The following is a 4,975-nucleotide window of genomic DNA, read 5'->3' as shown; positions in this document are numbered from 1 at the left end:
CTTTTTGTTTTACCCGATTTGCTGTACCTTCTTCGCTATGACCCCTCTGGCCTTTTCCCATTTTAAATAGAAAAGCCTTCCTGGAAAGCAGGAAGGCTTTTATGTAATATGATAAAATGTGTCAGTTATACCATTGGAATTTCAGCAACCTGGTACACTTTTTCATCGAGTTTTGCTTTGGTTTCGCTAAACGCTTTCAGGGTGAGTTCAATATCCTCATCACTGTGGGCAGCGGTTGGGATCAGGCGGTAAATGATCTGTCCTTTTGGAATAACGGGGTATACCACGATAGAACAGAAGATGTTGTAGTTTTCACGCAGATCCAGGCACATCGCGGTTGCCTCGGGAATATCGCCCTGGAGATAGATAGGCGTTACCGGGGAATTGGTTCTGCCAATATTAAACCCGCGTTCTTTCAGGCCATTCTGCAGTTTATTCACATTATCCCACAGCTTCGCTTTCATTTCAGGATGCTGACGCATCAGCTGTACCCTTTTCAGGTGACCGATTACGATAGGTAACGGGATGGATTTTGCGAAGATCTGGGAGCGCATGTTATAGCGCAGGTAGTTGATGATTTGTTTTTCGCCGCTGATGAAAGCACCAATGGAAGCACCGGATTTTGCGAAAGTATTGAACAGCAGGTCAATTTTATCCTGAACACCCTGTTCTTCGCCGGTACCGGCGCCGGTTTTACCCATTGTTCCAAAGCCGTGGGCATCATCTACCAGCAGGCGGAATTGATATTTATCTTTAAATGCGGCAATTTCCTTCAGTTTACCCTGGTCGCCGGCCATGCCAAATACGCCTTCTGTAACCACCAGTATACCACCGCCCTGCGTTTTAGCCAGTTCGGTTGCACGTTTCATCTGCTTATCGAAATCTTCTATATCGTTATGCTTGAATACATAGCGCTTGCCCGGGTGCAGGCGTAATCCATCCAGGATACTGGCGTGGCACTCTGCATCGTATACAATTACATCCCTGCGGCCTACTACAGCATCAATGGCGCTCATAACGCCCTGGTAGCCATAGTTCAGTAAGGTTGTGGCTTCTTTGCCCATGTAATCGGACAATTCATTCTCCAGCTGCTCGTGGTAGTTGGTATTTCCGCTCATCATACGCGCTCCCATCGGAGAGGCCATCCCAAAGTCTGCGGCAGCTTTGGCGTCAGTAGCACGCACTTCCGGGTGGTTGGCCAAACCCAGGTAGTTGTTCAGGCTCCAGACAATCTTTTCATTTCCCCGGAAATTCATGCGGGGGCCTATTTCCCCTTCCAGTTTAGGAAAGGCAAAATAGCCGTGGGCTCTGTCTGAATGCTCCCCGATAGGGCCCAGATGTTTCAGCAGTTTCTCGAAAATATCCATACGGTATATTATGTAATGGTTAATTCATTCCATTTAAAATGGACACAAAGGTATTAAAATATTACTTTTTGTAAACTTGATTCACATTTGGCGCAAGCCGTTTTTCGTATTTATTAATGCAATATGATGGTCTATCTTATTGTATTACAAAGACTTTTAAATTATTACAATCTGATGAAATTTACACATTTCCTGGCAGCCGCATTCTTATTATCTGCCATCAACGGCACTGCGCAGCAGCTTTCTTCTTCAAAGCCATCTGTTGCCGTGAACACCAAACCTGCAGCCCGTCCCAAACTCATAGTGGGTATGGTGGTAGACCAGATGCGCTGGGATTACCTCTACCGCTTTGCCGGCAGGTATGGCGCCGGTGGTTTTAAACGTTTACTGCGGGAAGGTTTTTCCTGTGAAAATACCCTGATCAATTACACGCCTACTATTACCGCCTGCGGGCACACCTGTGTGTATACCGGCTCTGTACCTGCTATACATGGCATTATCGGCAACACCTGGTACAGTCCTGAACTGGGCCGCACCGTATACTGCGCGGAAGACACCACGGTAACCACGGTGGGCAGCTCTTCCGCTGCCGGTAAAATGAGCCCGCGGAATATGCTGGTAACCACTATCGGCGACGAACTGAAGTTATCCAATAATTTCCAGAGCAAGGTAATAGGCGTAGCCATTAAAGACCGCGGCGCTATTCTCCCTGCCGGGCACAGTGCCAATGCGGCTTTCTGGTATGATGCCGGCACCGGTAACTGGGTGAGCAGCACTTACTACATGAATGAACTGCCTGCATGGGCCCTGCAATTCAACCGGCAGCAATTCCCGCAGCAATACCTGAGCAAACCATGGACCACCCTTTATCCCACATCTACTTATACCCTCAGTACTGCTGATGAAAAAGCTTACGAAGGAAAGTATAAAAATGCGGTCAATACCTCGTTTCCTCACCCCTTGTCGGAGATCGCCAATACAGCTGTTTCAGCTTCTCCCTATGGCAACACCATGACGCTGGAATTTGCAAAAAAAGCGATGGAAGCCTATGGCCTGGGAAAAGGACCGGTAACAGATCTGCTGGCCATCAGCCTTTCTTCCCCGGATTATGTAGGGCATCAGTTCGGACCTAATTCTGTGGAGGCGGAAGATACTTACCTGCGCCTGGACCAGGACCTGGCGGCGTTTTTCAGCTACCTTGATGCGAAAGTGGGAAAAGGACAATACCTGTTCTTTATCACAGCCGATCATGGGGTAGCACATGTGCCGGGATTTATGGCGGAAAACAAACTGCCTGGCGGCACCTGGGACGATAAAGCAGCAGTAGCTTCCCTGAATGAGCAGGTAGCAGCCAGGTTTGGCGTGAAGGAAGCCGTAAAAGCTACCGATAATTACCAGTTCTGGCTGAACCACGACGCTATTGCGCAGGCGGGTAAAAGCGAAGCGGATATCCGCCAGTTCATGATACGGGAGCTGCTTAAATCGCCCGCTATTTCCAAAGCTTTTTCTACGGATAATCTTATGTGGACCGTTTTACCGGAGCCCATGCGCACGATGCTGTCCAACGGCTTTAACACCAAAAGGAGCGGCGATATCCAGGTAGTATTAACGCCAGGATACATTGATGGCGGCAATGTGGGCACTACTCACGGTTTATGGTATCCTTATGATGCACATATCCCGCTGGTGTGGATGGGATGGAATGTTCGTCCGGGTAAAACCAACCGTACCATTGGAATGACAGATATTACGCCCACCCTGGCTGCTTTGCTGCATATCCAGATGCCAAGCGGCAGTGTAGGTCAGGTAATACAGGAGATTACCCATTAAATTTTTTTTGTTTAGATTGCCATAAGCAAGGCCTGAAATTCTTTGTTTATGGCATTTTCTTTTATCCAATATACTGTATCCGAACGGGTAGCCACCATCGCCCTGAACCGGCCTGAGAAGCGTAATGCGCTCAACGGACCTATGGTAACGGAGCTTCGTGCAGCATTCCGCGCAGCGGCAGCTGATGAAGCCGTGAAAGTAGTGGTGTTGAAGGGGAATGGCGAGGCTTTTTGTGCAGGCGCCGACCTGGAATACCTGCAACAACTGCAGCAAAATACCTATGATGAAAACCTCGCAGACTCACGGGAACTGATGCAATTGTTCCGGGAGATCTATGATCTTGATAAGATAGTGATCGGGCAGGTAGAAGGACATGCCGTTGCCGGTGGCTGCGGTTTGGTAACCCTGTGCGACCTCAGCTACGCCGTACCTGAAGCGCTGCTGGGGTATACGGAGGTGAAGATCGGATTTATTCCCGCCCTGGTAGCGGTTTTCCTGGTCCGTAAAATAGGAGAGGGCCGCTCCCGGGAGTTATTGTTAACCGGTAAACTGGTAACAGCTGAAAAAGCTGCGGCCGATGGCCTGATCACCGCGGTAATACCCGCGCCGGAAATAGCCCAAAAGGTAGCTAAAGTGGCTGCCAGCCTATGTAATGAAGCTTCTGCAAACTCCCTTAAGGTCACCAAAAAACTGATTGGCACAGTGTTGGACTTACCGGTAGCGGAAGGGTTGGCGCACGCAGCCATACTAAATGCTGCCACCCGGGGCCACAACGACTGTAAACGCGGGATAGCCGCTTTTTTAAACAAAGAAAAGCTCAACTGGTAACAGATCACGGATTGCCATTATCTTAATTCACCACACTATGTCAAATCGGTTGTTATTAACTTTTACCTTCCTGTGCTGCACCGGCACATTGCTGGCGCAACGTGTTGTTTCAGATGCCAGGATCGTTTACAAAATGGAATTGCCACCGGAGCAGCTGCAAATGGATGCCATGCTGGAGGGCAGCACCTTTACCCAGTATATGCGCGGACCGCTGAGCAGGATAGATATGAATTTCAACATTGTACACTATACCTACCTGATCAACAGTAAATCTGAAACCATGACCACGCTGATAGACCAGCATGGTAACAAGTACCTGATACGTGCAGGGAAAGATCAATATGAAAAAGACCTGAAACAATATGAGGGAATTAAGTTCCAGGACCAGGAAGAGATCAAGAAAATAGCGGGTTACGACTGCAGGAAAGCCATTGGTACGATGCCCGACGGTAAAACCTTCGAGGTATACTATGCTATTGACCTCGTTCCGGAGAATAAGCAGTACAACCGCCGTTTTGTAAACCTGAAAGGGATCCCGCTGGAATTTGAGATCCTTACCAAAACCGGGTCTAAAACGAGGGTAGTGGCTGTTAAGGTAGAATTGTACCCGATCCCTGCTTCCTATTTCGACATACCTAAGACGGGGTATAAGGAAGTAAGTCAGAAAGAACTACAGAATATGTAGGCGCCGGCTTTTGCCTTGCGTAAACGTGGACCTGACCTGTAAATGTAATGGAGATGATGTGAGGGGTTATTTCATGGGAAATGGGTGGGGTAGATCTCTTTTCCCCGCCGTAAAAGACGGGTTTCGGGGTAGTTTTTTTCTTTAAAACACTAAATTCCAACACTTATTTGCATAGCAAATACACGAAGAAAGCGCTTCGTGTACCCAATAATCAATTTTTCCGAGAAAGGAGCCTGCCTATTCCAGCTGTAAAAACGCTACCGGC

Annotated in this window: 4 protein-coding genes; 3 read left to right on the top strand and 1 reads right to left on the bottom strand. The window is 48.3% G+C overall.

The features are described from left to right. Positions 1–125 precede the first annotated feature (125 nt). Positions 126–1,367, bottom strand: a complete 1,242-nt coding sequence (locus VN105_RS08810) for a pyridoxal phosphate-dependent aminotransferase family protein (RefSeq protein WP_325639953.1) — start codon at positions 1,365–1,367, stop codon at positions 126–128. A 174-nt stretch (positions 1,368–1,541) separates the two neighbouring features. Between VN105_RS08810 and pafA the strand changes: the two genes are divergently transcribed. The 3 genes from pafA to VN105_RS08795 are packed head-to-tail and all read left to right on the top strand — an operon-like array spanning position 1,542 to position 4,710. After that, a complete protein-coding gene (gene pafA / locus VN105_RS08805) occupies positions 1,542–3,197 on the top strand; it encodes an alkaline phosphatase PafA (RefSeq protein WP_325639951.1) in 1,656 nt (551 codons plus the stop codon). A gap of 48 nt (positions 3,198–3,245) precedes the next feature. After that, complete coding sequence (locus VN105_RS08800) at positions 3,246–4,025, top strand: enoyl-CoA hydratase/isomerase family protein (protein ID WP_325639949.1); 780 nt, start codon at positions 3,246–3,248, stop codon at positions 4,023–4,025. Positions 4,026–4,062: 37 nt separating this feature from the next. After that, positions 4,063–4,710 (top strand): hypothetical protein, encoded by a 648-nt coding sequence (locus tag VN105_RS08795; protein ID WP_325639947.1) that lies wholly within the window; start codon positions 4,063–4,065, stop codon positions 4,708–4,710. The last annotated feature ends 265 nt before the right edge of the window (positions 4,711–4,975 follow it).

This window comes from Chitinophaga sp., from assembly GCF_035564935.1.
Classification (GTDB): domain Bacteria; phylum Bacteroidota; class Bacteroidia; order Chitinophagales; family Chitinophagaceae; genus Chitinophaga.
This window is presented reverse-complemented; position numbering and strand designations above follow the sequence as displayed.